Annotated in this window: 22 protein-coding genes and 1 pseudogene; 19 read left to right on the top strand and 4 right to left on the bottom strand. The window is 69.5% G+C overall.

What is annotated here, in order from left to right:
* Positions 1–155: 155 nt before the first annotated feature.
* The 11 genes and pseudogenes from gspG to AC1G9L_RS03750 all read left to right on the top strand — a co-directional run bounded on the left by gspG (position 156) and on the right by AC1G9L_RS03750 (position 10,032).
* Positions 156–593 carry a type II secretion system major pseudopilin GspG gene (gene gspG / locus AC1G9L_RS03700; RefSeq protein WP_029562177.1) on the top strand — a complete coding sequence of 146 codons (438 nt, stop codon included), beginning with the start codon at positions 156–158 and terminating at the stop codon, positions 591–593.
* 78 nt (positions 594–671) lie between these two features.
* A complete protein-coding gene (gene xpsH, locus AC1G9L_RS03705) occupies positions 672–1,121 on the top strand; it encodes a type II secretion system protein XpsH (RefSeq protein WP_481071002.1) in 450 nt (149 codons plus the stop codon).
* Entirely contained in the window at positions 1,118–1,534 is a 417-nt protein-coding gene (xpsI, locus tag AC1G9L_RS03710; RefSeq protein ID WP_481070292.1) for a type II secretion system protein XpsI, read from the top strand. Before xpsH ends, xpsI begins: the two co-directional genes overlap by 4 nt.
* Entirely contained in the window at positions 1,531–2,184 is a 654-nt protein-coding gene (locus AC1G9L_RS03715; RefSeq protein WP_481070293.1) for a type II secretion system protein J, read from the top strand. Before xpsI ends, AC1G9L_RS03715 begins: the two co-directional genes overlap by 4 nt.
* Positions 2,181–3,038, top strand: coding sequence for a type II secretion system minor pseudopilin (locus AC1G9L_RS03720; RefSeq protein WP_010343596.1), 858 nt, complete (start codon positions 2,181–2,183; stop codon positions 3,036–3,038). Before AC1G9L_RS03715 ends, AC1G9L_RS03720 begins: the two co-directional genes overlap by 4 nt.
* Positions 3,035–4,159: a PilN domain-containing protein gene (locus AC1G9L_RS03725; protein WP_481070294.1), complete on the top strand. Its 1,125-nt coding sequence runs from the start codon at positions 3,035–3,037 to the stop codon at positions 4,157–4,159. The genes AC1G9L_RS03720 and AC1G9L_RS03725 overlap by 4 nt, the downstream gene beginning before the upstream one ends.
* Positions 4,140–4,784 (top strand): annotated as a pseudogene (gspM, locus tag AC1G9L_RS03730) (type II secretion system protein GspM); the annotation flags it as partial. The gene AC1G9L_RS03725 and the pseudogene gspM, both read left to right, overlap by 20 nt.
* Before the next feature lie 184 nt (positions 4,785–4,968).
* Positions 4,969–5,745 (top strand): type II secretion system protein XpsN, encoded by a 777-nt coding sequence (xpsN, locus tag AC1G9L_RS03735; RefSeq protein ID WP_481070295.1) that lies wholly within the window; start codon positions 4,969–4,971, stop codon positions 5,743–5,745.
* An 11-nt stretch (positions 5,746–5,756) separates the two neighbouring features.
* Positions 5,757–8,057: a type II secretion system secretin GspD gene (gene gspD / locus AC1G9L_RS03740; protein ID WP_019800995.1), complete on the top strand. Its 2,301-nt coding sequence runs from the start codon at positions 5,757–5,759 to the stop codon at positions 8,055–8,057.
* 465 nt (positions 8,058–8,522) lie between these two features.
* Positions 8,523–9,035: a hypothetical protein gene (locus AC1G9L_RS03745; RefSeq protein ID WP_481070296.1), complete on the top strand. Its 513-nt coding sequence runs from the start codon at positions 8,523–8,525 to the stop codon at positions 9,033–9,035.
* A 154-nt stretch (positions 9,036–9,189) separates the two neighbouring features.
* Complete coding sequence (locus AC1G9L_RS03750) at positions 9,190–10,032, top strand: glycosyltransferase family 2 protein (RefSeq protein ID WP_481070297.1); 843 nt, start codon at positions 9,190–9,192, stop codon at positions 10,030–10,032.
* A gap of 501 nt (positions 10,033–10,533) precedes the next feature.
* Here the strand turns inward: AC1G9L_RS03750 and AC1G9L_RS03755 are convergent.
* The 4 genes from AC1G9L_RS03755 to AC1G9L_RS03770 all read right to left on the bottom strand — a co-directional run bounded on the left by AC1G9L_RS03755 (position 10,534) and on the right by AC1G9L_RS03770 (position 15,952).
* Entirely contained in the window at positions 10,534–11,271 is a 738-nt protein-coding gene (locus tag AC1G9L_RS03755; protein ID WP_019801965.1) for a UTRA domain-containing protein, read from the bottom strand.
* A 156-nt stretch (positions 11,272–11,427) separates the two neighbouring features.
* Entirely contained in the window at positions 11,428–12,000 is a 573-nt protein-coding gene (gene pnuC / locus AC1G9L_RS03760; protein ID WP_019801964.1) for a nicotinamide riboside transporter PnuC, read from the bottom strand.
* A 515-nt stretch (positions 12,001–12,515) separates the two neighbouring features.
* The gene (locus AC1G9L_RS03765) at positions 12,516–14,696 is read right to left on the bottom strand and encodes a TonB-dependent siderophore receptor (RefSeq protein WP_481070298.1); all 2,181 of its coding nucleotides are present in this window, start codon (positions 14,694–14,696) and stop codon (positions 12,516–12,518) included.
* 104 nt (positions 14,697–14,800) lie between these two features.
* A complete protein-coding gene (locus AC1G9L_RS03770) occupies positions 14,801–15,952 on the bottom strand; it encodes a phosphotransferase enzyme family protein (protein WP_481070299.1) in 1,152 nt (383 codons plus the stop codon).
* Positions 15,953–16,372: 420 nt separating this feature from the next.
* On the opposite strand from AC1G9L_RS03770, the gene AC1G9L_RS03775 reads away from it, so the two are divergent.
* The 8 genes from AC1G9L_RS03775 (at position 16,373) to AC1G9L_RS03810 (ending at position 25,676) form a co-directional block, all read left to right on the top strand.
* On the top strand, positions 16,373–17,218 hold the full coding sequence (locus tag AC1G9L_RS03775) for a glycosyltransferase family 2 protein (protein ID WP_481070300.1): 846 nt from the start codon (positions 16,373–16,375) through the stop codon (positions 17,216–17,218).
* Between the two features lie 149 nt (positions 17,219–17,367).
* A complete protein-coding gene (locus AC1G9L_RS03780) occupies positions 17,368–18,318 on the top strand; it encodes a hypothetical protein (protein ID WP_481070301.1) in 951 nt (316 codons plus the stop codon).
* Between the two features lie 2 nt (positions 18,319–18,320).
* Positions 18,321–20,252: a glycosyltransferase family 2 protein gene (locus AC1G9L_RS03785; RefSeq protein WP_481070302.1), complete on the top strand. Its 1,932-nt coding sequence runs from the start codon at positions 18,321–18,323 to the stop codon at positions 20,250–20,252.
* Complete coding sequence (locus AC1G9L_RS03790) at positions 20,200–21,714, top strand: hypothetical protein (protein ID WP_481070303.1); 1,515 nt, start codon at positions 20,200–20,202, stop codon at positions 21,712–21,714. Before AC1G9L_RS03785 ends, AC1G9L_RS03790 begins: the two co-directional genes overlap by 53 nt.
* Positions 21,696–22,670: a glycoside hydrolase family 113 gene (locus AC1G9L_RS03795; RefSeq protein ID WP_481070304.1), complete on the top strand. Its 975-nt coding sequence runs from the start codon at positions 21,696–21,698 to the stop codon at positions 22,668–22,670. The genes AC1G9L_RS03790 and AC1G9L_RS03795 overlap by 19 nt, the downstream gene beginning before the upstream one ends.
* A gap of 699 nt (positions 22,671–23,369) precedes the next feature.
* Positions 23,370–24,554 carry a nicotinate phosphoribosyltransferase gene (gene pncB, locus AC1G9L_RS03800; RefSeq protein ID WP_019801445.1) on the top strand — a complete coding sequence of 395 codons (1,185 nt, stop codon included), beginning with the start codon at positions 23,370–23,372 and terminating at the stop codon, positions 24,552–24,554.
* 211 nt (positions 24,555–24,765) lie between these two features.
* Positions 24,766–25,224, top strand: coding sequence for a cellulose biosynthesis protein BcsD (gene bcsD / locus AC1G9L_RS03805; RefSeq protein WP_481070305.1), 459 nt, complete (start codon positions 24,766–24,768; stop codon positions 25,222–25,224).
* 47 nt (positions 25,225–25,271) lie between these two features.
* Positions 25,272–25,676 (top strand): hypothetical protein, encoded by a 405-nt coding sequence (locus AC1G9L_RS03810; RefSeq protein WP_481070306.1) that lies wholly within the window; start codon positions 25,272–25,274, stop codon positions 25,674–25,676.
* Positions 25,677–25,697 lie beyond the last annotated feature (21 nt).

Consider the following 25,697-nt stretch of genomic DNA (forward strand, 5'->3'; position numbering starts at 1 on the left):
TTGCGCGCCGGCCGCGGCCGTGCGTGCGCGCGGTACGGATCCTCCGGCGGCAGGTGTGACGGCGTGCGTGACGCGCCGCTGTACCGCCGGCCGCCGCCGGCTGCCATCGTCACCGTGTTCGGCTACATAGGTCTTCCACCGCAAGGATCCATGCAATGCGCACTCTCCGCCGCTCCCTCACCCGTTCCCCGTCCGCCGCACGCCAGGCGGGCATGAGCCTGCTGGAAATCATCATCGTCATCGTGCTGATCGGCGCGGTGCTGACCCTGGTCGGCAGCCGCGTGCTCGGCGGCGCCGACCGCGGCAAGGCCAACCTGGCCAAGTCGCAGATCCAGACCCTGGCCGGCAAGGTCGACAACTACCAGCTCGATACCGGCAAGCTGCCGTCCAAGCTCGACGACCTGGTCACCGCGCCGGGCGGCGTCAGCGGCTGGCTCGGCCCGTATGCCAAGCCCGCCGAACTGAACGACCCCTGGGGTCACCCGATCGAGTACAAGGTGCCCGGCGACGGCCGTCCGTTCGACCTGATCAGCCTGGGCAAGGACGGCCAGCCCGGCGGCAGCAGTTACGACGCCGACATCAAGTACGAGTGATCCGGCGCCGTGATCCGGGCCCCTGCCGGCGCGCTGCGCTTCGGCGCGCCGGCGTGCGCGCCGGCCGCGCGTGCGCGCATGCGCGGCGTGTCGCTGCTGGAGATGCTGCTGGTGGTGGGCCTGATCGCGATCGCCGCGCTGCTGGCGGCCTCGGTGCTGACCGGCGGCATCGACGGCATGCGCCTGCGCTCGGCGGCCAAGGAGATCGCTTCGCAACTGCGCTACACCCGCACCCAGGCGATCGCCAGCGGCCAGCCGCAGCGGTTCCTGATCGATCCGCAGGCGCACCGCTGGCAGGCGCCCAACGGCCGCCACGGCGGGATCCCGCCGTCGCTGACGATCCGCTTCACCGGCGCGCGCCAGGCGCAGCGCCGCGAAGGGGAGGGCGCGATCCAGTTCTTCGAGGACGGCGCCTCCAGCGGCGGACGCATCGAGCTGCAGGCGCGTCAGGCGCGCTGGCGCATCGACGTGACCTGGCTGACCGGCGAAGTGACGGTGGGGCGTGCGCCGGAGCAGGCGGGCTCATGAACCGCCAGCGCGGCTACACGCTGATCGAGGTGATCGTGGCGTTCGCGCTGCTGGCGCTGGCGCTGACCCTGCTGCTCGGCTCGCTGTCCGGCGCCGCGCGCCAGGTGCAGCGCGCCGACCAAGTGAGCCGCGCCACGCTGTACGCGCAGTCGCTGCTGGCGGCGCAGGGCGTGGAGCAGCCGCTGCAGCCCGGGCGCAGCCAGGGCACCCTGGACCAGGGCCGCTACCGCTGGACCCTGGACGTGGCGCCCTACGCCGACCCGCGGCGGCCGCCCGATGCGGCGGTGACGCCGGGCGCGCCGACCCTGCTGCAACTGAGCCTGCAGGTGCGCTGGGGCGATGCGCCGGCGCAGGCGCTGCAGTGGAAGACCCTGCGCCTGGTCGCCCCGCAAGGCAACGGGGTGCCGCAATGACCACGCGCCCGCCGCAGCGCGCCAGCGCGCGCGGCTTCACCCTGATCGAAGTGCTGCTGGCCACGGTGCTGCTGGTCGGCGGCCTGACCCTGGCCTTCGCCACGCTGCGCTCGGCGATGGCGATCAGCGGCCGCGGCGAGGCGATCGCCGGACGCAGCGAACGCATGCGCGCGGTCGAAGGCTTCCTGCGCCGGCGCCTGAGCGGCGCGCAGTCGCTGCCGCTGGATATCGACACGCATACGCTGCAGCCGGTGCGTTTCGTCGGCGAACCGCAGCGCATGCAGTTCGTGGCCGATCTGCCCGAGTATCTCGGCCGCGGCGGCCCCTACCTGCACGACCTGCGGGTCAGCGGCGAGGGCGACCATCGGCAACTGGCGATCGCGCTGGTGCAGGTGCAGGCCGGCAAGCAACTGGCCGAGACCCCGCCGCGTCCGCCCGAACCGCTGGCGCGCGACCTGCGCGAGGTGCGCTTCCGCTACCGCGGCCTGGACCCGGAGCGCGGCACCATCGGCCCCTGGCAGGAGCGCTGGGAGCGCACCGACACGCTGCCGCTGCTGGTGTCGATCGAGCTGCGCAGCGGCGACGGCACGGCGTGGCCGCCGCTGGTGGTGGCGCTGCGCCAGGCCGGCGGCGCGGAGATGCGGCAATGAGCGCGACGCATCGCCACCGCGGCGCCGCGCTGGTGCTGGTGCTGTGGCTGATCGCGCTGCTGACCGCGCTGATCGGCGCCTTCGCGCTGACCGCGCGCACCGAGAACCTGCAGGGCAAGGTGCTCGGCGACGGCGCCGAGGCGCAGGAGCGCGCCCGCGCCGGCCTGGAGTACGCGCTGACCCGGCTCGCCGGTACCCCCACGCAGCCGGGCTGGCGTGCCGACGGCCGGCGCTATCGCTGGCAGTACGAGGGCGCCACGGTCGACCTGCGGGTCACCGACGAGAGCGGCAAGGTCGATCTGAACATGGCCGATGCGCCGCTGCTGGCGGCGCTGGTGCGCGCGGTCGGCGAGGATCCGCAGCGCGCCGAGCGCATCGCCGCGGCCATCGTGGACTGGCGCGACCCGGACAACCTGACCCAGCCCAACGGCGCCGAGGATCCGGACTACGCCGCGGCCGGCCTGCCCTACGGCGCCAAGGATGCACCGTTCGAAAGCCTGGCCGAACTGCAATTGGTGCTGGGCATGGACCCGGAGCTGTACGCCAAGCTGCTGCCCAACCTGACCCTGTACGGCGGGGTGTCGCGGCCGACGCCGGACTTCGCGCCGGGGCCGGTGCTGACCGCGCTGGGCCTGGACGCGCAGCAGGTGCTGGCGCAACGCGAACGCACCGACCAGACCCAGCTCGGCATGGTCGGCATGGGCGGTGGCGGCACCTACAGCATCGAAAGCCGGGCGCGGCTGGGCAATGGCCGCGAGGGCGTGTTGCGCGCGGTGGTGCGCCCAGGCTCGTCGGCGCTGCCGGGCTCCGCCTACACTGTGTTGCGTTGGGAAGAAGGAACGACGGTGCGATGACGGCGTGGCGCGACACGATGGACAAACTTGGCGTACGCATCGCCCCCGGTGCGGGCGGGCTGCTGGCCTGGTGGCAGCGCTCGCTGATGGCGTGGCTGCCGCCGCGCTGGCAACTGCAACTGGGCTGGTCGCAGGCGCGGCTGCTGCTGTGGCGCGAAGGCGAGCAGCTGATGCTGGCGCGGCAGGTCGAGTCCGAGCTGGGCGCGCCGCTGGCGCTGCCGTGGCCGTTGCTGCCCGCCGAACTGGAGGCCCTGCTGGGGCCGCGCCTGGCGGCGTTGCCGCGGGTGTGGCTGCTGCCGGCCGAGGCGGCGCTGCAACGCCGGCTGCGGCTGCCGGCGGCGGCGGCCGAGCACCTGCGCGAGGTGGTGAAGTTCGAGATCGACCGGCAGACCCCGTTCCAGGCCGACCAGATCATCTACGACGTGCGCGCCGACGGCCGCCGCGACGACGCCCAGCTCGATGCCGAACTGGTGGTGGCGCCGCGCCGCGTGCTGGACGACCTGCAGGCCAGCGCCGGTGCGCTGCGCCCGACCCTTGCCGGCATCGACGTCGCCGGCAGCGACGGCGCGCCGCTGGGAGTGAACCTGCTGCCGCAGGAACAGCGCCATCGCCGCGCCGACCCGATGCGGCGCTGGAACGCGATCCTTGCCGCCACCGCGCTGCTGGCGCTGTGCGCGGCCGGCTGGCAGTTGCTGGACAACCGCCGCGATGCGCTGGAGCACCTGCGCACGCAGGTGGACAGCGGCGCGCAGCGCGCACGCGCCGTGGCCGCGCAGCGCCAGCAACTGCTCGACCTGGTCGAAGGCGCCGCGTTCTTCGACCAGTTGCGCGCCGAGCGCCCGGCCTCGGTGGAGGTCTGGAACGAACTGAGCAAGCGCCTGCCGGAGGGCACCTATCTGGAGAAGTTCTCGATCGAGGGCAACCAGTTGCAGTTGATCGGCCTCAGCAGCGAAGCCTCGTCGCTGGTCGGGCGCCTGGAAGGTTCGCCGCTGTGGCGCACGCCGTCGCTGACCGGCGTGCTGCAGGCCGACCCGGGCAGCCACCGCGACCGCTTCACCCTCACCGCCGAGCTGGCCGGCACCAAGCGCAAGGAGGCCGCCGATGCCGGTGCAGGTCGATAAGCGCGACCGCTGGCTGGCGCTGGGCCTGCTGCTGGCGGCACTGGCGCTGGGCTACCTGGTGCTGGTGCATCCGTGGTGGACCGTGCCGATGCGCGAGGTCGATGCGCAGATCCAGGAACTGCAGCAGCGCGAACTGCGCGTGCGCATGCAGTTGCAGCAGGCGCCGCAGGTGGCGCAACGGCTGCAGCAGGCGCAGCGCGACCTGGCCACGCGCCCGGGCTTCCTGCGCGAGACCTCGGCCGAGCTGGCCTCGGCCGGCCTGGTGCAGCGCCTGGAAAGCGCGGTGGCCACGGCCAGCCCCGGCAACCGCAGTTGCGCGATCAGCAACCGCTCGCCGCTGGCCGCCGACAACCGCAGCGACCGCTTCACCCGTGTCGCGGTGCAGGTGCGCCTGCGCTGCGGCACGCCGGAACTGGCGGCCGTACTGCATGCGCTGGAGAGCGGCACGCCGGCGCTGTTCATCGACAACCTCAACGTGATGGCGCAGCGCTACCAGCTCTCGCCGGGCGAGAGCGGCAACGGCCTGGACGTGGCCTTCGAACTGGCCGGCTACCTGCGCCCGAACGCGATGCCGGCGCCGCCGGCGGCGTCCGCCGCTTCCGACCCGTCTGCCGCGACGGCACCCGCCGCCGCCACGCCGGTGATGAACGCCGGCGGGTCCGCCGGTGCCGGGCCGAGCGAACCGGCGTCCATGCCGCCACCGCCGCCACCGCCGCCGCCGGGCACGCCCGGCGCGACCAACCCGCCGGGTGCGCCCGGTGCCGCCAATGCCGCACCGGCGGACCTGCCACAACAGGTGGAGGGCCGTCATGCGAATTGAAGCGATGGGCCTGCGCACCGTGTGGCTGGGCACGCTGGCGCTGTGGGGGCTGCTGGTCTGGGCGCTGGGCCTGGGCGGGCTCGGCGAGCGCGTGGCGCCGCTGCCCGACGATCCGTCGATGCTGCAGCGGCTGCCGGGCTTGCCCGCGGCCACCACGCAGCGTCTGGGCGATTTCTCGCAGTACGGCGAGATCGCGGCGCGGCCGATATTTGCCGAGGATCGCCGTCCGCATCCGTTCTTCCTCAGCGCCGACAACGGCCAGGCCGCCGCGCCCAACGTGCGCCTGACCGGCGTGCTGCTCACCGACCGCTTCAAGATGGCGACGCTGACCACCGAGCAGGGCGAATCGCTGCGCCTCAAGGAAGGCGGCGACGCCGTGCAGGGCTGGCGGCTGCTGTCGCTGTCGCCGCGGCAGGCCACGGTCAGCGGTTCCGGCGGCACCCAGACCCTGGAATTGAAGGTGTTCGACGGCAAGGGCGGGCAACCGCCGACCGTGCTCGGCCAGGCCGGACGCGCCGCTGCGCAGGGGCAGATGCCGCCGCCGGCGTCCGCGACCAATGGCCAGTCCAACGCCAACGCGCCGCGACCGCAAACCCCCTCCGCGTCCAACCCGGTGCCGAACCAGGCGCCGACCCCGAACGCGCCGCCGCCGTCCTCGCCGGCCCCCTCGTCGGAGCAGTTGCAGGCCATCCGCGAGCGGATCGAAGCGCGCCGCCGGCAATTGCAGCAACAGCGCCAGAACAACCCCTCAGGTCAGAACCCTTGAAGAGTGATCGCATGACGCCGCGTCTGTTTTCCCTGTTCCTCGCCATCGGCCTGGTGGCCGGCTGCGCCACCACGCCTTCGCCGGACGTCCGCCGTGGCGCCGCGATCAATCCCCAGGTCGGCGCGGCCGGCAGCACCCAGACCGACGGCGAGGGCGGCCCGGCCGATCCCAACGCCTTGCCCGAGCGCGCCACCCCGGTGATCCGCCGCGGCAGCGGCACCATGATCAATTCCGCGGCCGCCGCGGCGCCGGCGCCGTCGCTGGGCAACGCCAGCAGCGGCAGCGCCACCTTCAACTTCGAGGGCGAATCGCTGCAGGCGGTGGTCAAGGCCATCCTCGGCGACATGCTCGGGCAGAACTACGTGATCGCGCCGGGCGTGCAGGGCACGGTGACCCTGGCCACGCCCAAGCCGGTATCGCCGGCGCAGGCGCTGAACCTGCTGGAGATGGTGCTGGGCTGGAACAATGCGCGCATGGTCTACAGCGGCGGCCGCTACAACATCGTCCCCGCCGACCAGGCCCTGGCCGGCACGGTGGCGCCGAGCACCGCCTCGCCGGCCAACGCGCGCGGTTTCGAGGTGCGCGTGGTGCCGCTGAAGTACATCTCCGCCAGCGAGATGAAGAAGGTGCTGGAGCCCTACGCGCGGCCGAACGCCATCGTCGGCATCGACAGTTCGCGCAACGTCATCACCCTGGGTGGCACCCGTGCCGAGCTGGAGAACTACCTGCGCACGGTGCAGATCTTCGACGTCGACTGGCTGTCGGGCATGTCGGTGGGCGTGTTCCCGATCCAGTCGGGCAAGGCCGAACAGGTCGCGGCCGACCTGGAGAAGGTGTTCGGCGAGAACAGCAAGACCCCCAGCGCCGGCATGTTCCGCTTCATGCCGCTGGAGAACGCCAACGCGGTGCTGGTGATCACCCCGCAGGCGCGCTACCTGGACCAGATCCAGGAGTGGCTGGACCGCATCGACAGCGCCGGCGGCGGCGCGCGGCTGTTCTCCTACGAGCTCAAGTACATCAAGGCCAAGGACCTGGCCGACCGCCTGGCCGAAGTGTTCGGCGCCGGCGGCAACAACCGCGGCGACTCCAACGCCTCGCTGATGCCGGGCTCGCAGATGAGCCAGTTGAACGGCGGCGGCCTGGGCGGCTTCAATGGCAGCGACAGCAGCAGCCTGGGTGGCGGCAGCCTGGGCAGCAGTGGCAGCAGCAGCGACAGCCTGGGCAGCAGCAGTTCTTCCGGCAGCAGCAGCGGTGGCTTGGGGAGTGGCAGCCTGCAGCTGTCCCCGCGCACGTCCGGCAACGGCAGCGTGACCCTGGAAGTGCAGGGCGACAAGGTCGGCGTGTCGGCGGTGGAGGAAACCAACACCCTGCTGGTACGCTCCACCCCGCAGGCCTGGCGCTCGATCCGCGACGTGGTCGAGAAGCTCGACGTGATGCCGATGCAGGTGCATATCGAGGCGCAGGTGGCGGAGGTCAGCTTGACTGGCCAACTGCAGTACGGCGTTAACTGGTTCTTCGAGAATTCGGTCAATGCCTCCGCCGATTCCACCGTTGCCAATTCCACCGGTCTCGGAGCGGGCGCGGGCTTGCCCAGTGCACAGGGCCGCAAGATCTGGGGCGATATCGCCGGTAAGATCACCGGCAGCAGCGGCCTGGGCTGGACCTTCCTCGGGACCAATGCCGCGGCGGTGATCTCGGCACTGGACAAGGTCACCAACCTCAAGCTGTTGCAGACCCCGTCGGTGTTCGTGCGCAACAACGCCGAAGCCACACTCAATGTGGGCACGCGTATTCCGATCAATTCGACCTCGATCAATACCGGCATCGGCACCGATACCAGCTACTCGTCTGTGCAGTACATCGACACCGGTGTGATCCTCAAGGTGCGCCCGCGGGTCACCAAGGATGGCATGGTGTTTCTGGACATCGTGCAGGAGGTCAGCACGCCCGGCGCGCGGCCGACCGCATGTACCTCTTCCACCACTGTCGTCAACAGCTCCGCCTGTAACGTTGATATCAACACCCGACGGGTCAAGACCGAAGCGGCTGTGCAGAGCGGCGACACCATCATGCTGGCCGGCCTGATCAACGACAGCACCACCGATGGCAGCAGCGGTGTGCCCTACCTGAGCAAGCTGCCGGTGGTCGGCGCGCTGTTCGGGCAGAAGACCCAGGACAAGACGCGCAACGAGGTGATCGTGCTGCTGACTCCGACGATCGTGCGCAATCCACAGGAAGCGCGCAATCTTACCGACGAGTATGGGCAGAAGTTCAAGGCAATGGAGCCACTGCCGACGCGTGGCAAGAAATAAGAGAGGTGATGCGCTCGCCATCTTGCGATGGCGAGCGTTGACAGTGGACTCTGAAAGGATGCCTTTGCCTTATGAAGATGGCGCGGCGCATGTCGATGCCCGCAAGTGGCGCACTACACAATGCCATTTCCATGTCGAGGACAGTCAACGTATCAGGTCATAGTGTGCATAACGGCCGCTGTAGTATCAGAGTTGATGGGGATCATGCTGAGATTAGGGAAAAGCGAGCTTCGCCTAAATTTTTAGCGATGCACTCTGGCAAAAATGTCTTCTTGCACTCACAGGCAAGAAATGTCTGCGCAGTTGTCGACTGAACGGGGGTCCATAATTTTCTCGTGGTTTCAGTCATGTGTACGTAACGATTTCCTGTGCAGTTGCTTCTTTCCGGATACTGGATTCTGGTTTGACGTGTTCTCGGCGATGCCCTAGTGTTACTTGCGCGGGGGGTAAAAATAAGGAGGTTTTATGAGCATTTCTCGTAGTTATTTTTCATCGCTTGCAATTTTGGGTGTTTTTATTTCTTCTTCGGCTTTTGGTGCCGTACCCATCCCAGGAAATTTCAACGGTACTTCTGACACGGTTTATGGAGGGTCGCCAGCTAAGGCGGTTGAGTTGGCTGGAATCGCAGCTAAGAATGCAGCCTGGCAGCAGGGGTATGGGAATTGCACTTTGTCAAATTATAACTACTGGCCAAGTAGTAATCATTACGCCGCTTCGGCAAATTTGGCATGCACAAAACCTGGGGATTACATTCCATTGGTGGTGGTTTTTACTTTTACTGGGGCAACTGATCCGAATTTCGATCTCATCCTTGATAAGGATCGCGCAATCGATACGGCAGTAACGCGTGCTGAGGCCGCGGCTCGCGCGGAGGGGTACGATGGATGTAAATTGAAAAATTACAATTATTGGCAGCCAAGCCCCCCAAGCCAAAAGTGGGCTGCAAGCGCAGTTGTTGATTGCAATAAAGGCATTTAATTTGACCGTTGCAATTGGCGCTGCAGTCTGTGTGGTCTGTTGTATTCACTCTCGCCGACTAAGTGGCGAGAGTGAATCAATTGGTTGATTAATTTTATTTGATTTATTGTATTTAAGGCTGAAAAATTAACCGAAAAATTAATTTCTACAGTTTATGCGGCTATCTTCGTATCCTGTAGTGCTTTTGGCGGTCGGCGTCGACGACGTCGCGCTGGACGCCTGCCTGGGCGCGCTCGAAGCGAACACGCCGGCCGGTACCCGCGTGTGGCTGGCCGACGATGCACAGGCCGGCCCGCGCGGCATCCGGGTGATCGAGGCCTGGTTGGCGCACACGCGCCTGCAGGCCGACTACACGCGGCGGCCGCGCATGCTCGGCGAGGTGGCGCATCTGGACGAGATGCTGCGCGCCTGCGGCGATGCCGACGTGGCGGTGCTGGCCGTCGATGCGCAGCCCGGGCCGGGCTGGTTGCTGCAGTTGAGCGCCTGCCTGGCGCGCGATGCGGCCATCGCCAGCGCCACGCCGTGGAGCAACGCCGGCGAAGCCTGCGCGTGGCCGCGGCTGGGCGAGATCAACCCGCTGCCCGAGGATCCCGAACGCCTGGCGCGGGCGTGCGCGGCGCTGCCGCCGCTGCATCCGGAACTGCCATCGGCGGTGTGCCATGCGGTGGTGCTGCGTGGCGTGGCGCGGCAGCGCGCCGGCGGCCTGGATGCCAGCAGTTACGGCTCCTGGTATGCGGCGCTGACCGATTTGTCGCTGCGCATGGCCGGGCTCGGCTGGCGCAACGTGCTGTGCGAGACCGCGCATGTCGCGTGCAGCGGCGAAGGTCGCGCCGCCGACGGCGACATGGATGCGCTGGCCACGCGCTGGCCGGCCTGGCACGCGCGCCTGGCCGGCTTCCTGATGCACGATCCGTTGCGCGCCTGCCGCGAGGAGTTGCAGCGCCTGTACGACACGTTGCCGCCGCCGGATCCGCAGCGCGCGCTGTTCGATGCCTAGTGCGTCTGGTGTCGAGGTCGCTCCCATAATTCAGCCATGGTGACAACAAGTGCAAGGGCAGAGCTTTCGCCTTGCGGCGAGTCACTTTTCTTTGCTTGTGCAAAGAAAAGTAACCAAAAGAAAGCACACCCTACCTCGCGCCCTCCGCGCTAACGCGCTCCGGGTCCGCGTCCATCCCGGGGATCCGCGGAAGGGGCATCCTGCCCCTGCCGCGGACGGCGCACATCCATGTGCGCCGCCCCTTCGGGGTTTTTCCCCGCGATGGCCGCCGCTTCGGAAGGGAACCCGGTAAGTCAAAAGCAAGGGCAAGAGCAACAGCCAAAGCCGAGCGACCGCGACTCCCACAGCCGCTTGCGGCGAGCCCTCCGGATGCACTGTGGGAGGGACTTCAGTCCCGACGCATTGCGCCATCGGAAAGCACACACCACTTCACGCTTCGTGGCTGCATGACAGTTGACTCCCACAACCTCCCGTGCCTGGTCGGCATCGCCGCAGATCGGCTTATTCCCCCGGCGCGTACACATCCACCGACACTTCCAGCACGTCGTGGCGCCAGGATTCGATGTCGAACTCCACCGCGCGTCCGTCGGGATCGTAGCTGACGCGTTGCAGGCGGAAGCACGGCGTGCCCGCGGTGGATTGCAGCAGTGCGGCCTGCTCGGCATCGAGCGTGGCCGGATACATCGACAGCCGGCTGCGCGCCTGTCGCAAGCCCAGGCGCTGGGTCAGCACCGCGCTCAGCGAGCCGGCCAGGTCGTGGTCGAGCAGGCGCGGTGCCCACGCGGCGAGGATCGCATTGGTCTCCAGCAGCACCGCGCGGCGCCCGATCCAGCGGCGGCGGCGCAGCACGAACACGTCGGTTGCCGGATCGTGCAGGTGCAGATGACGGGCGAGCGCCGGGCCGGCGGGCTGGCGCTGCGCGGCGAGCAGTTCGGTACGCGGGACGCCGCCCTGCGCGGCCACGTACTGCATGAAGCCGGCGATGCTATTGGGATCGTGACGCACCCGCGGCGCGCTGACGAACCAGCCGCGACGGTTCTCGCGGTAGATGTGCCCATCCGATTCCAGTTGCTGCAGGGCCTCGCGCAAGGTGATGCGGGTGCAACCGAACAACGCGGCCAGTTCGCGCTCCACCGGCAGCCGCTGGTCGGCGCGCCATTCGCCGGCGGCGATGCGCGCCAGCAGCGCATCGGCGATGCGTTGAGCGAAGCCGGCGGTGGTGGCAGTGGGGAAGCTCATGTGGCGTTCTGGGCCTGGTGAAACGTGGCTGACAAGACTACGCTGACGGCAGGCATACGGACGATGTGGCGTCCGGTGTTTGCGCGGTTTCCGCGTGCCGGCCGTCTTGCGTTCGCTCGCGCTGTGTCGCTAAACCAAGAAAGTCACTGAGCGCACTCAAGTGATGGCACGCGCGCGACGCAGATCCGCCTGCCACAGGCGCAGGCCGTACACCGCCAGCACCACGAATCCTGCATATAGCGCGGCAGTGGGATACAACCCTTTGTACACGAACACGCCGACGTAGACGCAGTCCAGCACGATCCACAGGCCCCAGTTGGCGATGCGCTTGCGCGCAGCCCACACGCTGGCGACAACGCTGAAGGCCGACAGCGCCGCATCCAGCCACGGCAGCGCCGCATCGGTGTGACGGTGCATCCACCAGCCCAGCAGCGCCGCGCCGGCGGCGCCGGCCAATACCGAACGCACGCCTTCGGCCCACGGCAGCGGCCCGACCTGGACCTTGCCGTCGTCGCCCAGTCCTTTGCTCCAGCGCCACCAGCCGTAGCCCTGCAGCACGACGTACAGGCCCTGCAGCAGCATGTCCGAATACAGCTTCCACTGATAGAACAGCCACGCGTAGAGCAGCACCGCCACCACGTTGACCGGCCAGCACCAGCGCACCCGCCGCGCGGTCAGCCACACACCCAGGACATTGACCAGCACGGCGAGCAGTTCGAGGGGGGACATGGTGGGAAGGCAGGGATTGGGGATTCGGGATTAGGGATTAGGGATTAGGTATTGTTCGCGAACGCAGTGCATTGCGCGCGTGTTGTAGGAGCGGCTTCAGCCGCGACCCGTCAGCAATCGCGCGTCGCGGCTGAAGCCCCTCCCACAGGGACTTGCGGCGAGCCCGCCGGGTGCAATGTGGGAGGGACTTTAGTCCCGACGCATTGCGCCGTCGGAACGCACACCACTTCGCGCGTTTCGGCTGCATGACAATTGATTGCCACAGTGGTCATCGGCGCGGCTGGTGTTCGAAAGAGGCAGCAGTGGATGATGTCATGGTGGTCCGGAGAACAGGGTCGGGCGTTTTTGCGAGCGAAGAAAACAATATTCGTTGAAGGAGCAGCGCTTGTCTCACTGTGGAAATCAGCCGCGCCCCGTCAGCAAGAGCGCGTCGCGGCTGAAGCCGCTCCTACATCGCGGACGCGCCATGTCTCGCTTTTACGATTCCCCATTCCCCATTCCCCATTCCCAGCTCCTCAAAACTCGAACTGCACCGCCAGCCGCGCCGTCCGCGGCGCACCCAGGAACAGATAATCGTCGCCTTCGTAGGCGCCGACGTCGCGCCAGTAGCGCTTGTCGGTGAGGTTGTCCACGCTCAGTCGCAGCGTGGTCGGCACCGCGCCCAGGCGCGTGGCGTAGCGGGCGCCGAGGTTATAGACGCTGTAGCCGCCGACGGCGACCTGGCCGCTACGGTCGGCGTACTTGGCGCCGCTGTACTGCGCGCCGCCCAGCAGCGCCAGGCCGCTGACGCCGGGCACGTCCCAGCTGGCCTGGGCGCTGGCGCGCAAGCGCGGCACGTTCAGTGCCTGATGGCCTTCGTCGCCCGGCGTGCCGGTGTCCTCGGCGCGCGCGCGAATGCCGGCGACGCTGGCCTGCAGATGCAGGCCGGCGCCCAGCGTGCCGGCGGCCGACAGTTCGATGCCGCGGTTGTGCAACCGGCCCTGCTGCACGAACAGGAAGCTGCCGTCGGCCTGCGGCTGCGCGTACTGGTCCGCCTGGCGCATGTCGAACAGCGCCGCGCCCAGGGTCAGGCCGTCGCGCTCGTACTTCAGGCCTGCCTCGCGCTGGTAGGCGCTGGTCGGCGCGAGGATGCTGTCGGCGTTGCTGGCGAACCACGGCGCGGTGCCGCCCGGCGCCAGGCCCTTGGCGAAGCTGGCGTACAGCGACAGCGAAGGCTGCAGCTTGAACAGCAGCGCTGCCTGCGGCAGCAGCACCGAGCGGCGCGTGCGCCGGGTCAGCATGCCGTCGCGGTCCCAGGCGCGTTCGTCGTAGCGCACCTGGCGCGCACCCAGCAGCAGTTGCCAGGCATCGCCGATGCCGATGCGGTCGCTGGCCAGCAGCGCGGTCTGTTCGCTGTCCAGGCGCCGGCGCTTGGGGCCGAGCGTGGCGTCGGCCGGCGCCAGCAGCGGCGGGTCGGCGTCGATGTTGCCGCTGCCGATCATCTCGTTGATCGAGCCGTGGCGGTCGATGGTGCGATGCAGATAGTCGACGCCGACCTGCACCTGGTGCTGCAGCACGCCGGTGCTGGCGCTGCCGCTGGCGATCGCCTGCAGTTCGTCGTTGCGGCGGCTGTCGGCGGGGCTGCGGTAGTCGTAGATGTCGTAGTCGCCTTCGCGGCTGAAGTGGTTGGGCACCGCATCGCCGGCGCAGCTGGCCGCGCCGTAGCAGCCCCAGGCGAAGCTGGAGTAATCGTCGATCAGCGCGCGGCTGTGTGACGCGGCCACACGCAGATTCCAGGCCTCGCTGAAGCGGTATTCGTAGCGTGCCTGCGCGTTCAGCGCCTCGATGCCGACCGGCCTGGACCACGGCTGGTAGGCGAGCAGGCGATGCACCGACACCCCGCTCGGCAACTGCGTGCCGCCGAGCAACTGATAGCCCGGCACCGAGCGCTGCTGGCGGTCCTGGTATTCCACGTCCAGTTGCAGGGTCGATTGCGGATTGATGTTCCAGTCCGCGGCCAGCGACAGGAAGTTGCGGTGACCATCGGCGTGATCGACATAGCTGCGCAGGGTCTCGTGCGCGGCGTTGACGCGCAGGCCGACCTGGCGCTCGCTGCCGAACCAGTCGCCCAGGTCCACCGCCGCGCCGCGGCTGCCGTCGTCGTCGCCGCTCAGCACCAGGCTGCGCACGTGCTGCGGGCGCTTGGTCTGGTAGTCGATCACCCCGGCCGGGGTGGTGATGCCCGAGAGCACCCCGGACAGGCCCTTGAGCACCTGCACCTGCTCCTTGTTCTCCAGCGCCACGTTCTGCTCGCCGGCGATGGTCAGGCCGTTGATGCGGTAGCTGTTGGCCGCATCCAGCGAATAGCCGCGCACCAGGAAGTTCTCGTAGTAGCCGATCGGCGCGTAGCTGTCGCCGACCGCGGCGTCGGCGCGCAGGACCTCGCTGAGCACGCGCACCTGGCGGTCGGACAACTGGCTGCGGTCGATGGTGGCGATCGCCATCGGCGTGTCCAGCAGCGGCGCATCGCCATAGCCGCTCAGGCTGCTGCGGTTGTGCGATTGCCGGCCCTGCACGTTGACCGCGTCCAGTTCGACCGGGGTCTGCGTGCTGGCGGATGCCGGCGCATCGTCGGCGGCCAGGGCCGGCAGCGGCAGGGCGGTGGCCAGCGCCAGCGCGAGGGCGTGCATAGCGGGGAAACGGCGGGTGGGAAGCATGCGGAACGACCTCGGGCAAACGAAACGAAAGTGGGAAGCGGCAGCGCCGCGCGGTGCGTGCGCGGCAGGCGTGACGGCGGACGTGTCGGGGTGGATGCGATGGTTCATGGCGCGGCCGCGGCACGCCGCTGCAGATGTCGCAACAGCCGCTGGCCTTCGCCCTCGCCGAACCAGGCGGCGTGGCCGAGCAGGTAGCGGCGGTAGGCGATGTCGGCGTGCGCCTGCGAGCCGGTGATGCCGGCGAAGTACTCGATCTCGCTGAGCGCGAAATCGGCATGCACCAGTGGCAGCAGCGCGGCCAGCAGGCGCATGTGCGCCGCGTCCAGCGGCAGCAGCGTGGCGTAGCCGTGCAGCAGCGCATCGAGCTGGTCGAGGTCGGCGACGGCGGTGCCGCCGTCGTCCAGTTGCAGCCACGGGATCAGGTTGCGCTCGATCGCGGTGGCCAGGTCGAACAGGGCGAAGGTGCGGTCGGCCAGGCCGAAATCGAACACCGCGCTGACCGTGCTGGCGGCGCCGTGGCCGCGCCACAGCAGGTTGGAGGCGTGCCAGTCGCCATGGGTCCACAGCGCCGGCGGCGGCGTCTGCAGCAGCGGCCAGGCCTGCGCGTGCCAGGGCAGCAGATGCGCGCGCAGGTCGCCCTGCCAGTCGCGCTGCTCCAGCCATGCGGCCAGCGCCTGGCGCCGTACCAGGTCCTGTTGCAGCGCCTGCAGCGGCTGCGGCTGGGCGAACAGCCGCAGGTTGGCGACCAGCACGGTGCTGCTGCGCGGCGGCGCGGCGTAGCCGGCGGCGGCGCAGTGCAGCGTCGCCAGCGCGTGGCCGGCGGCGGCGGCATGGGCGGTGTCGGCGAAGGGCGTCCACGACATCGCCTCGCGATAGCGGTCTTCGCCCGCGCCGGCGCGCATCACCTCGTAGGTCCAGTGGCCGCGCCGCACGGCGCTGGCGCCGTCGCGGTCGCGCAGCACCTCCGGCACCGGCACGCCCTGCGCGCGCAGATGGGCGATGAAGGCGTGCTCCTCGCCCAAGGCATGCAGATCGCGCACGCGTCGGTGGTGGCGCTTGACGAACAGCGTGCCGACGCCGGTCTCGACCTCCGCCGCCGCCGAGAACGGGCGCGGACTATGCCAGCGCAGTCCGCGCAGGTGACCGGGCAGGGCGTATTGCTGCAGCAGCCCCTCCACCTCGCCGTCGGACAGCGGCGGCCAGTCGGCGGCCACGGTCTGTATGCCCATGCCGTGCATCTGGTGGCGGGCGCTCATGCGCATGCCTCGCCGCGCAGGCGCGACCCGGCGCGCCGGACCCACCGCCGCATGCCAGCCCCGGCATGTGCGACGGCACCGTCATTGCGGGTAGTTGGTCTAGACCAGGGGCGGAGAGGCCTGGGGCAGGGCCCGGTCGCGCGATCGGGAGCGGAGAAGCGGTCGCCGCCGGCATCTCGGCATGCGCGCGGGCTCAGGTGGCGCGCGCGGTCTGCGGGGTGGGGCGGCAGCCTGGGACAGGAAACAACGCTGACCGGCATCTGCACTGGGCGAAGGAAAGGACACGGATCGCTCCGTTTCCCGCACGTGCGGGCCGCAAACGGCCGCGCAGCGCACGGGGCGCAGAGTATGCGCGGCAATCGCCGCCGCCGCCATGCCTGCTGCGCGCGTGGAGGGCGGCGCATGCGGGATAATCGGCCGATGAGCGAACAGCAGATAGCCGTGGTGGTGGTGACCTACGAGAGCGGCAGCACCATCGACGCCTGTCTGCACCGCCTGCGCGCGGCGGCCGAGGTGGCGCAGATCCGGGTGGTCGACAACGCCTCGCGCGACGACACCCTGGCGCTGGTGCAGCGGCATGCGCTGGACGATGCGCGGGTGCGCTTCATCGCCAATCCCGACAACCCCGGCTTCGCCACCGCCTGCAACCAGGGCGCCGCCGCCAGCGACGCGCCGTGGCTGGCCTTCGTCAATCCCGACCTGATGGTCGAACCCGACACCCTGGCGCAGTTGCGCGCGCAGGCCGCCGCGCTCGGCGAGGCGCTGCTGGGCGTGGAGCAGGTCGACGAACACGGCCGCGCCGACGCCGCGGTGCGCCGCCGCGATCCGGACTTCGCGGCGATGCTGCGGCATCCGCTGGCCGGCTCGCGGCTGGCGCTGGCGGCCGACCCGGCGCAGCCACTGCAGCCGGTGCCGGCGCTGTCCGGCGCGCTGATGCTGCTGCCGCGTGCGCTGTTCGTGCGCATCGGCGGTTGGGACGCCGGCTATCGGCTGCATGCCGAGGATCTGGACCTGTGCCGCCGGGTCCGCCAGGCCGGCGCCACCGTGGCGGTGCTGAACACCCTGCGCGTGTTGCACGTACGCGGCGTGTCCAGCCGCAAGCGGCCGTGGTTCGTCGAGTGGCACAAGCACCGCGGGCTGTGGCGCTACTTCCGCAAGTTCGAGGCGCCCAGCCGGGCGTGGCCGGTGCGGGCGGCGGTGTGGGCGGTGATCTGGCTGCACGCCTGGGTCACCTTCGCCCGGCTGTGCTGGCGCCGTCCAGGCTGAACGAAATCGGCGCGCGCCGCGCGCGCGGCATGGCAGCATAAATTCGCTATATTGGGAAGTGCGTCACTTAACAAATGACGTGTTCCGCCGATTTCCTTCTGGACCGCGCCTGCTTTCCGGTTCGGGGGACCCCCACCAGGAACTCAACCATGCATGATTTCGACGGCGTGCGTCCGCGCACCCACGCGCGTGTCTGCGCGTCTGCTGTGCCCATGCCCGGCGTCCGCCGCGCCACGCCTGCGCGCCGCGCGCGGCTGACGCTGGCGCTGCTCGCCCTGGCGGCCGGCCCCTGCTGGGCCAGCGCCTGGGTCGACGAGGCCGGCCACGGGCTGGTGATCCTCAAGGCCAGCCACACCGATGGCGGCGCGGTGTTCAACAGCCACGGCCAGTCCGGCAACTTCCCCGATGCCGGGCGCAGCCGCCAGGACCAGCTCAACCTCTATGGCGAATACGGGCTGAGCGCGGACCTGACCCTGGTCGGCAACTTCTATTTCAGCAAGGTCGGCTACCGCAACGACAGCGGCTACGGCGACCGCCACAGCAGCGGCTGGTCCGACCAGGAAATCGGCCTGCGCTACCGGCTCGACCCGGACGGCCGCGATGGCCCCTGGCAGGGCGCGCTGCAGGTGCTGGCGCTGGTGCCCGCGTATGCGCGTCAGCGCGACGGCGAGCGGCCGGCACTGGGCCAGGGCGACTACGGCGCCGAGTTGCGCTACAGCGTGGGCCGCGGCTACCGCCTGGGCGAGCACGACGGCTATGTCGACCTGGGCACGGCGGTGCGGCTGCGCGGCGGCGACGCCTCCGACGAGGCGCGGCTGGACGTGTCCAGCGGCGTAACGCTGGCGCCGCGCTGGATGCTGATCGGCGAGTTCAACGTGATCCAGAGCCTGGGCAACGGCAAGGGCCCGAACCGGATCTACGCGCCCGGCGACAACACGCCGATCCGCGGCAACAACTTCGATTTCAGCAAGCTGCAGGCCTCGGTGCTGTACACGCTGCCCGGCGGCACGCAGTTGCAGCTCGGCTACCAGCAGCCGGTGGCCGGGCGCAACACCGGCGGCGCGGGCGGTCCGTTCGTGGCCGCCTGGTGGCGGTTCTAGCCGTGTCCGGCGAACACGAGAGCGTCGCCGCCGAGGCGAGCGTCCCCGGCCGGCTCGGGCGGCTGCCGACCGAGGGCGGCCTGCAGGCGCCGATCGGCGAGGCGCTGGTCGCCGCGGGCGTGATCGACCCGCCGCAGCTGCAGAACGCGCTGTCGCTGCAGGCGCGCTGGCGCTCGCGGCTGGGCGACGTGGTGCTGGCCCAGCGCGGGGTTGCGCCACTGCGCTTCTACACGGTGCTGGCTGAGCATTTCGGGCTGCACTTCGTCAATCTGCTCAAGCAGCCGATCGACCCGGCGCTGTTCCAGCCGGAGCGGCTGTCCGACTACGCGCAGCGCCTGGTGCTGCCGTGGCGCGAGGAGGACGGCCAGCTGGTGCTGGCGGTGGCCGATCCCGGCCCGGAGACCTTCGCCTGGGCGCGCGCCACCTACGGCGAGCAGGTGCGCTTCGTCGGCACCTCCAAGTTCGACATCGTCTGGAGCCTGCAGCAGCACGCCGACGCGCAGCTCACCCACGATGCGCTGAACCTGCTGGCCGAACATGCGCCCGAGCATTCGGCGCGGCAGGTGATCACCCGCGCGCAATCGGTGTTCCTGGTGGCGCTCACGGTGGTGCTGGCCGCGGCCCTGGCGCTGTGGCCGCTGGTCACCCTGATCGCGCTCAACACGCTGATCGCGGTGGCGTTCCTGGCCACCTTCGGGCTGAAGCTGGTGCTGGCCTGGCGCGGTGCGCGGCGCCGCATCGACATCAAGGTCAGCGACGAGGAAGTGGCCGCGCTCGGCGACGAGGACCTGCCGGTCTACACGGTGCTGGTGCCGATGTACAAGGAACCGGACGTGCTGCCGATCCTGGCCAACGCGCTGCGCCGGCTCGACTACCCGACCTCCAAGCTGGACGTGAAGCTGGTGCTGGAGGCCGACGACACCGAGACCATCGAGGCGGCCAAGGCGCTGGGCCTGGAGGCGTTCTTCGAGATTATCCGGGTGCCGCCGTCGCAGCCCAAGACCAAGCCCAAGGCCTGCAACTACGCGCTGCGCTTCGCCCGCGGGCAGATGCTCACCATCTACGACGCCGAGGACAAGCCGGAGCCGGACCAGCTCAAGCGCGTGGTCGCCGCGTTCCGCAAGTCGCCGGCCGACGTGGCCTGCATCCAGGCGCGGCTGAACTACTACAACGCCGACGAGAACTGGCTCACGCGCATGTTCACGCTCGAATACACGTTGTGGTTCGACTTCTACCTGCCGGCGCTGGAGACCCTGCGCATCCCGATTCCGCTCGGCGGCACCTCCAACCACTTCCGCCTGGACATCCTGCGCAAGGTCCACGCCTGGGACCCGTACAACGTCACCGAGGACGCCGACCTGGGCGTGCGCCTGACCCAGCAGGGCTACCGGGTCAGCGTGGTCAACTCGACCACGTTCGAGGAAGCCAACGTCAGCATCCCCAACTGGATCCGGCAGCGCTCGCGCTGGCTCAAGGGCTACATGCAGACCTGGCTGGTGCACATGCGCGACCCGGTGCAGTTGTACCGCTCTACCGGCGTGCGCGGGTTCTGGGGCTTCCAGCTGTTCGTCGGCGGCACCTTCTTCACCGCGCTGGCCGCGCCGCTGATGTGGCTGAGCTACGGGCTGTGGCTGGCGGTGGGCTCGAAATTCTTCGACCCGTTCTTCCCGCCGGCGCTGCTTTACCTGAGTCTGCTCAACCTGCTGCTCGGTAATGGCTTCCTGATCTACATGACCCTGGTGGCGGCGTTCAAGCGCGACTACTTCCGCCTGGCGCCCTACGCGCTGACCGTGCCGCTGTACTGGCTGCTGCAGTCCATCGCCGCCTACAAGGGCCTGTGGCAGCTCATCCGCAACCCGTTCTACTGGGAAAAGACCACCCATGGCATCAGCAAGCACATGGCCGAAGAGCGCCGCGCCGCGCTCGACGACTGACGCGCCGCCGCGCGCGCGCGGCACCGCGGTGTTCGTGTTCACCGCGGCGCTGCTGGCGCTGCTGTGCCACCGGCTGCTCGCGCACGGCTACATGAGCGACGACGCGATGGCGCAGTACGCCAAGCTGCTGCTGTTGCGCGACGCGGCCGGCTTCCGCATCGAGTACCTGGGGTTCCTGTACGCGCAGGCCTCGCTGTACCTGGGCGTGCTGATCGGCGGCCTGCCGGGCCTGTCCACGCCGCTGTTGCCGTACCTGGTCGACGTGCTGGCCGGGGCGGCGCTGGTGACCCTGCTGTGGCGCGACATCGCCGCCGGGCTGGGCCGCGGCTGGGCCTGGGCGCTCAGTGCGGGTGTGGTGATCCAGCCGTTCTTCCTGTGGCCCACGCTGTCAGGCAACAACCAGGGCCTGGGCCTGCTGGTGTTCTACGTGGCCGCGCGCGCGCTGCGCCATTTCCGCGACGATCCGGAAGCCTTCGCCTACCTGCGCCTGGCCGCGAGCCTGTGCCTGCTGTTCTTCGTCGACGAACGCGCCTGCTTCCTGGCCCTGGCGCTGGCGCCGTGGCTGTTCCTGATCGCGCCGCCGCGGCTGATGCGGCAGGCGCCGCTGGCCTTCTACCTGGTGTGCTACCTGCCGTTCCTGTTCGCGGTGGGGGCGTGGATGTACCTCAACTACATGTTCTTCGGCGATCCGCTGCTGTTCGTGCGCGACGCCACCTCCGCTTTTCGCGGCATCTCGGCGCAGGCGGCGCTGCAGCCGTGGCTGCAGCAGGCCGCGGCGCGACCGTGGTGGCCGCCGCTGTGGCTGTTGCTGGCAGGCATCGTCAGCGCACCGCTGTTGCTGCTGCTGCGCCACACCCGCGACGGCGATACCTGGCGCAGCGTGCTCGCCGCCACGGCCACCGTGCTCGGCGCCGGCACGCTGGCCACCTGGGCGCACTTCAGCGCGCAGCCGCTGGACTTCCTGGCCCTGCTGCTGGTGCCGGCGGCGCTGGTGCTGGGCGACCTGCGCCGCAACGCGCGCTGGCTGGGCCTGGCGCTGTTGCTGGCCGGCGCGGTGTCCAGCGGCTGGGTGATCGCCCGCACCGCCACCTCCACCACCCGCGACTGGATCGCCGCGCTGCAGGCGCCCGCGCCGCCGCGGCATGCCGACGCCGCGCGTTTGGGCGCGTGGCTGGCCGAGGCGCGGCTGCCGACCCTGCTCGACGACCGCGCCAGCTATCCGGTGATCGTCGCCCGCGGCGACGCCAGGCAACTGATCCTGCCGTTCGACCCGCGCTTCAAGCAGGCGCTGGTCGATCCGCGGCGGATGCCGGCGCAGGTGGTGGTGAGCGACCCGGCCAGCCAGGCCGGCGCGCTGGACAGCCTCAACCGGCGCTTCCCGCAGCTATGGCAGCAGGGCCTGCCGGGCTACAGTCTGGTCTACCACCAGGGCATCTACCGGGTATGGCGCCGATTGCCGTGAGACTGCTGGCCGCACTGCTGTTGGCGCTGAGCGCCGGCGGCTGCAGTGCGGCGCCGGCGCCGCCGTGGATGGGCGCCAACGTCAAGGTGTCGCCGCAGGCGCCGTGGGGTAGCCGCGCCGCGCCGCAGTCGCTGCGGCAACTGGCCGAGGCCGGCGCTTCGCGTGCGCTGTTGGTCGCCTTCGTCTGGCAGGCGTCGCCGCAGTCTTCGGCCCCGGTGCTGGGCAGCGACAGCAGCCCGGCGCTGGTCCGCGCCGGATTGCGGCAGATGCGCGCCGCCGGCCTGCAGCCGGTACTGAAGGTGCATCTGTGGATTCCCGGACACTGGGCCGGCGAGGCCGCGCCGGCCGATCGCGATGCCTGGTTCGCGGCCTATCGGCGCGCGCTGCTGCAACTGGCCCAGGTCGCCGCCGAGGAACGCGCCAGCGCGCTGATCGTCGGCACCGAACTGCGTCAGTTGCAGGATGCGCCGCAGTGGCCGGCGCTGCTGGCGGCCGTGCGCCAGGTCTACCGCGGCCCGATCGGCTATGTCGCCGACGGCCTGGAGCAGGCCGAGCGCTTCGGCTACTGGGACCGTTTCGATTTCGTCGGCACCAGCCTGTATCCGGCGCTGGCCGCCGCGCCGGAACAACGGCGCGCGCAGATGCGCGCGGCGGCGGCGCGGGTGCAGGCGCTGGGCGAGCGCAGCGGCCGCCCGGTGTGGGTGGCCGAGCTGGGCCTGCGCTCGGCGCACGGCAGCCTGGCGGCGCCGTGGGAAAGCCCGGAGCAGCGCACGGCCGAGGTCGACACCGCGTTGCAGGCGCAGGTACTGCGCGAGTGGCGCGAGGTGCTCGACGCGCAGCCGCGCATCGCCGGCATCGCGCTGTGGTGCTGGTACACCGATCCGGACGCCGGCGGCGCCCGCGACAGCGATTTCACCGTGCAGCACAAGCCGGCGCAGGCGGTGCTGAAGCGGTGAGGGTCAGGGATCAGGGGCGCGCTTCGCCCTTGGCAGGAGTCAACTGTCATGCAACCACGACGAACGGAGTAGGCGGACGATCTGACCTCGGAAGCCGTCGTGACTGATCCCACAAAAGGGCGGCGAGAGTCCCTCCCACATCCCGTCCGGACACCGATCATCGCGAGTCCATTTGGGAGTCGCAGTCGCAGTCGCAGTCGCTTGGCTTTGGCTGTTGCTCTTGCCCTTGCTTTTGACTTACCGGGTTCCCTTCCGAAGCGGCGGCCAGCGCGGGGAAACACCCGAAGGGCGGCGCACATGGATGTGCGCCGTCCGCGGCAGGGCAGGGCTCGCCGGAAAAGGCGAAGCACTGCTTCGCCCCGGCTGGCGGGCTGGCGCCGTGAGGCGACTGCCCCGGACTTGGCTGCGAAGCAGCCAAGCCCCTTCCGCGGATCCCCGGGATGGACGCGGACCCGGAGCGCGTTAGCGCGGAGGGCGCGAGGCAGGGCGCGCTTTCTTTTGGTTACTTTTCTTTGCGCGAGCAAAGAAAAGTAACTCGCCGCAAGGCGAAAGCTTTGCTCTTGCACTTGTTGTCACCATGGCTGAATTGTGCGGCTTCAGCCGCGGCCGCACCTTATAGGAAACGCCCGGTCGCGGCTGACGCTCCCACAGAAAAACACGAAGACGGGGCATGCAACGCACTGAGCGCATAATCGGCGGATGATCATCGACTCGCTGCTGGACACCGACCTCTACAAGTTCACCATGATGCAGGCGGTGCTGCATCAGCATCCCGGCGCGCAGGTGGAATACCGCTTCAAGTGCCGCACCCCGGGCATCGACCTGGCGCAATGCCTGCCGCAGATCTCCGAAGAGATCGACGCGCTGTGTGCGCTGCGCTTCCGCGAGGACGAGCTGGACTACCTGCGCGCGATGCGCTTCATCAAGCCGGACTTCGTCGATTTCCTGGCGCTGTTCCACCTGGATCGCAAGTACTTGCAGTTGCAGGCCTCGACCAGCGTGCCCGGCGAGATCGAGCTGCGCATCCGCGGGCCGTGGCTGCACACCATCCTCTTCGAGGTGCCGCTGCTGGCGATCGTCAACGAGGTGTGGTTCCGCAATGCCGGCGGTGCCGACCATGCCGAAGGCCTGCGCCGCCTGCAGGCCAAGATCGCGTTGCTGCGCGACACTCCGGGCTACGACAACTGCGCCATCGCCGACTACGGCACCCGCCGCCGCTATTCGCGCGCCTGGCACGGCGAATTGCTGCCGGTGCTGCAGCAGACCCTGGGCAAGCAGTTCGTCGGCACCAGCAACGTGTACTTCGCCCGCCGCTATGGCCTGACCCCGCTGGGCACGATGGCGCACGAGTACCTGCAGGCGTTCCAGGCGCTGGGGCCGCGGCTGCGCGATTCGCAGGCGGCGGCGCTGGAATCGTGGGCGCGCGAGTACCGCGGCGATCTCGGCATCGCGCTGTCGGACGTGGTCGGCCTGGATGCGTTCCTGCGCGATTTCGATCTGTACTTCTGCAAGCTGTTCGACGGCATGCGCCACGATTCCGGCGATCCGTTCGAGTGGGGCGAGCGGATCCTGGCGCACCTGCAGCGGCACCGGGTGGATCCGCGCAGCAAGAACCTGGTGTTCAGCGACGGGCTGGACATCGACAAGGTGATGCGGCTGTACGCGCATTTCCGCGACCGCTGCATGCTGGCGTTCGGCGTCGGCACGCACCTGACCAACGACCTGGGCCTGGTGCCGCTGCAGATCGTGATCAAGATGGTCCGCTGCAACGGTCAGCCGGTGGCCAAGCTCAGCGACTCGCCCGGCAAGACCCTTTGCGACGACCCCGCCTATCTGGCCTACCTGCGGCAGGTGTTCCAGGTGCCGGCCGAGGAGCAGCCCTGAGCCGGGAATGGCCGGCCCGTGCGCGCCGACCGCTGGCGGCCGGGCAACGGTCGCATTTCCGTCTGCGAGGGCTTTGCTGTGAAGAAAGAGTGAGATACACTGCATTGCAAAGTGAGAACTGTGTCGCAATAGTGACGGCCGCCAGTGGCCGGTCCGAGGCGCTACAGCCGCTACGCCGTTGTCGTTCCGTCCCTGGCCAGAGACTTCCTCGATGAGCGTTCACGCGTTGCAGACCCATTACCGCACCCACGCCTGTTCGCGGCAGTGGCGCGGTTTTCTGCGCGCGCTGGCCGAGGAATTCGCCGCCGAACTGGGCGCCGAGGACCTGGCCCTGCTGATGGCGCGCATCGGCCGCCGCTTCGCGGTCGAGCACCCGGTCGGCGCCTGCAGCACCCTGCAGGAACTGGAGGACGCGGCCAACCGCGTCTGGGACCGGCTGGAATGGGGCTACGCGCGCTTCGAGGAGCACGCCGACCGCGTCGAGTTGCTGCATGCCGGCTCGCCGCTGCACATCGGCCTGGCCGGGCAGGCCAGCGGTGCCGACGGGTTCCTGGAGGGGGTGTATCAGGCATGGTTCGTGCAGGTGGGGATGTCGGCCGGCCTGGGCGTGCGTGCGTTGTCGTCCGGGAACGAAGACCTGCGGCGTTTGGTGCTGGCCAGGGCCGGCTGAGCGCGGCGGTAGCGACCGATTATTTTCAGATCGTCATGAGGGGCGTCATGTCCAAGAAGTCCAAGCAGACGGGTGCCGAAACCGGCGACGACGTCTCCAGCCTGTTCGCCAAGCTCGGCAGCAGCGGTGCCACCGCGTACCAGGATTTCTCCGCCGACCGGCTCAGCGCCGCCGAACCGGCCGCCGCGCCGCCAGCGGCGCCTGCCGCTCCGGTGCCCGCCGCGCCGGCGCCGGTGTTGTCGGTGGTACGCGCCGCGATCGAGCCCAGGCCGGCGGCACCGGCGCCTGCCGCGCCGTTGCCGATGGCGCCCGCCGCGGCTGCGCCGGCTGCCGGCACGGCCGCCGCGACCGGCACGCCGTTGCAGCAGCTGTTCCAGCGCCTGCTCGAGGTCGGCCGCGAGGCCACCGTGCCGGCGCCGGGCGGACCGCTCAAGCGCTTCTTGAATCGTTGATGTCACGCGGCGCCTGCGGGC

It is taken from the genome of Xanthomonas sp. NCPPB 1132 (assembly GCF_056629235.1).

Excerpts from the sequence above, each read along its gene's own strand:
- gspG (WP_029562177.1), top strand. The coding sequence starts at position 156 with ATGCGCACTCTCCGCCGCTCCCTCACCCGTTCCCCGTCCGCCGCACGC.
- xpsH (WP_481071002.1), top strand. The coding sequence starts at position 672 with ATGCGCGGCGTGTCGCTGCTGGAGATGCTGCTGGTGGTGGGCCTGATC.
- xpsI (WP_481070292.1), top strand. The coding sequence starts at position 1,118 with ATGAACCGCCAGCGCGGCTACACGCTGATCGAGGTGATCGTGGCGTTC.
- AC1G9L_RS03715 (WP_481070293.1), top strand. The coding sequence starts at position 1,531 with ATGACCACGCGCCCGCCGCAGCGCGCCAGCGCGCGCGGCTTCACCCTG.
- AC1G9L_RS03720 (WP_010343596.1), top strand. The coding sequence starts at position 2,181 with ATGAGCGCGACGCATCGCCACCGCGGCGCCGCGCTGGTGCTGGTGCTG.
- AC1G9L_RS03725 (WP_481070294.1), top strand. The coding sequence starts at position 3,035 with ATGACGGCGTGGCGCGACACGATGGACAAACTTGGCGTACGCATCGCC.
- xpsN (WP_481070295.1), top strand. The coding sequence starts at position 4,969 with ATGCGAATTGAAGCGATGGGCCTGCGCACCGTGTGGCTGGGCACGCTG.
- gspD (WP_019800995.1), top strand. The coding sequence starts at position 5,757 with ATGACGCCGCGTCTGTTTTCCCTGTTCCTCGCCATCGGCCTGGTGGCC.
- AC1G9L_RS03745 (WP_481070296.1), top strand. The coding sequence starts at position 8,523 with ATGAGCATTTCTCGTAGTTATTTTTCATCGCTTGCAATTTTGGGTGTT.
- AC1G9L_RS03750 (WP_481070297.1), top strand. The coding sequence starts at position 9,190 with ATGCGGCTATCTTCGTATCCTGTAGTGCTTTTGGCGGTCGGCGTCGAC.
- AC1G9L_RS03755 (WP_019801965.1), bottom strand. The coding sequence starts at position 11,271 with ATGAGCTTCCCCACTGCCACCACCGCCGGCTTCGCTCAACGCATCGCC.
- pnuC (WP_019801964.1), bottom strand. The coding sequence starts at position 12,000 with ATGTCCCCCCTCGAACTGCTCGCCGTGCTGGTCAATGTCCTGGGTGTG.
- AC1G9L_RS03765 (WP_481070298.1), bottom strand. The coding sequence starts at position 14,696 with ATGCTTCCCACCCGCCGTTTCCCCGCTATGCACGCCCTCGCGCTGGCG.
- AC1G9L_RS03770 (WP_481070299.1), bottom strand. The coding sequence starts at position 15,952 with ATGAGCGCCCGCCACCAGATGCACGGCATGGGCATACAGACCGTGGCC.
- AC1G9L_RS03775 (WP_481070300.1), top strand. The coding sequence starts at position 16,373 with ATGAGCGAACAGCAGATAGCCGTGGTGGTGGTGACCTACGAGAGCGGC.
- AC1G9L_RS03780 (WP_481070301.1), top strand. The coding sequence starts at position 17,368 with ATGCATGATTTCGACGGCGTGCGTCCGCGCACCCACGCGCGTGTCTGC.
- AC1G9L_RS03790 (WP_481070303.1), top strand. The coding sequence starts at position 20,200 with ATGGCATCAGCAAGCACATGGCCGAAGAGCGCCGCGCCGCGCTCGACG.
- AC1G9L_RS03795 (WP_481070304.1), top strand. The coding sequence starts at position 21,696 with ATGGCGCCGATTGCCGTGAGACTGCTGGCCGCACTGCTGTTGGCGCTG.
- pncB (WP_019801445.1), top strand. The coding sequence starts at position 23,370 with ATGATCATCGACTCGCTGCTGGACACCGACCTCTACAAGTTCACCATG.
- bcsD (WP_481070305.1), top strand. The coding sequence starts at position 24,766 with ATGAGCGTTCACGCGTTGCAGACCCATTACCGCACCCACGCCTGTTCG.
- AC1G9L_RS03810 (WP_481070306.1), top strand. The coding sequence starts at position 25,272 with ATGTCCAAGAAGTCCAAGCAGACGGGTGCCGAAACCGGCGACGACGTC.